The organism is Mycolicibacter senuensis, assembly GCF_003284925.1.
In the GTDB taxonomy this organism is placed as follows: Bacteria; Actinomycetota; Actinomycetes; order Mycobacteriales; family Mycobacteriaceae; genus Mycobacterium; species Mycobacterium algericum_A.
In genome coordinates this window covers 1-1,373 of the sequence record NZ_QMEX01000297.1, presented here as the reverse complement: position 1 = coordinate 1,373, position 1,373 = coordinate 1, and the positions used below count along the sequence as shown (strand labels likewise).

Here is a 1,373-nt window from a genome sequence, read left to right as displayed (position 1 = left end):
GGCGATGGTCGACACCGCGTCGCTGCCGCCGGCGATGATCGCCGAGCTGGCCGACGCCGAAGCGCGGGTGCTGCTGGCGCGCCGGTTCCACAACGACGCGGTCCGCGACACCGTGGCGCTGCGGGAACGCCCGCTGGTTCGGGCGTTGCATCTGGGCGGAACCGCCCCGATGCCAACGTATTTCGAGATCGTCGAACGGGCCGGAATGGTCGCTTACGGCGACCACGGCGTCCTGGGCCCGCGCGTCTCGGCGCGGGTGGTGCTGCTCGACGACACGGGCTCGGTGCTGCTGCTGCGCGGCCGCGACCCGGCCCTGCCCGACGACGCCGAGAATCCCGCACCGCGCTGGTGGTTCACCGTCGGCGGCCAGGTGTTGCCCGATGAGCCGCTGGCCGACGCGGCGGCGCGCGAACTGCACGAAGAGACCGGGTTGACGGTCGACCCCGCGGAGCTGGTCGGGCCGATCTGGCGCCGCGACGCGGCCTTCCAGTTCAATGGCGACCGGATCGACAGCCAGGAGTTCTTCTTCGCCTATCGCACCACCCGGTTCGAACCGTCCGGCGCCGGTCGCACCGGACTGGAGCAGCGTTACCTGCACGGTCACCGCTGGTGCGATGCGGCCACGATCGCCGAGCTGGCCGCCGGCGGCGAAAAGGTCTACCCGCTGCAACTCGGCGAGCGGCTCGCCGAGGCCGCCCGGCTGGCCGATTCGGCCGATGGGCAACCGGTGCTGCGCCGCATTTCCTGACCGCTCGGGCCCTGGCTGCCCGGATTGCGGCGGAATAAGCTCGGGCAATGCCAACTCATCGCGCTGTTCAGGTGCCATCGGCCGGTGCGCCGCTGAGCCTCGTCGACGTCGACACCGCCGCGCCGGGACCCGATCAGGTCAGGATCAACGTCGCGGCCTGCGGTGTCTGCGGCACCGACCAGGGCATTGTCGGTGGCGGGTTTCCCGGCGTCAGCTGGCCGTTGACCCCCGGGCATGAGATCGCCGGCCGGGTCGCCGAGCTCGGCTCGGCCGTGACCGGCTGGGCCGTCGGCGACCGGGTGGCGGTGGGATGGTTCGGCGGTCACTGCAACCACTGCATCCCCTGCCGCAAGGGTGATTTCATCCACTGCGCCGACGGGCAGGTGCCGAGCCTGCACTACCCGGGCGGCTACGGCGAATCGGTGACGGTGCCGGCCAACGCGCTGGCGCGGATCCCCGACGGGATGTCCTTCGTCGAGGCGGCGCCGATGGGATGTGCGGGGGTGACTACCTATAACGCGCTGCGCTGCACCCGGGCGCTGCCCGGCGACCGCGTCGCGGTGCTCGGCGTCGGCGGGCTGGGCCACCTGGGCGTGCAGTTCGCCGCCGCCATGGGCCTCGAGCG

The 1,373-nt window shown here is 72.3% G+C and carries 2 protein-coding genes; both read left to right on the top strand.

From position 1 onward, the window contains the following. Nucleotides 1-748 (top strand): NUDIX hydrolase (locus DQP56_RS24260; protein ID WP_112689620.1); only part of this gene is annotated, 748 nt, incomplete at its 5' end. Nucleotides 749-795: 47 nt separating this feature from the next. After that, on the top strand, nt 796-1,373 hold a 578-nt coding region (locus DQP56_RS24255; RefSeq protein ID WP_165825139.1), incomplete at its 3' end, for an alcohol dehydrogenase catalytic domain-containing protein.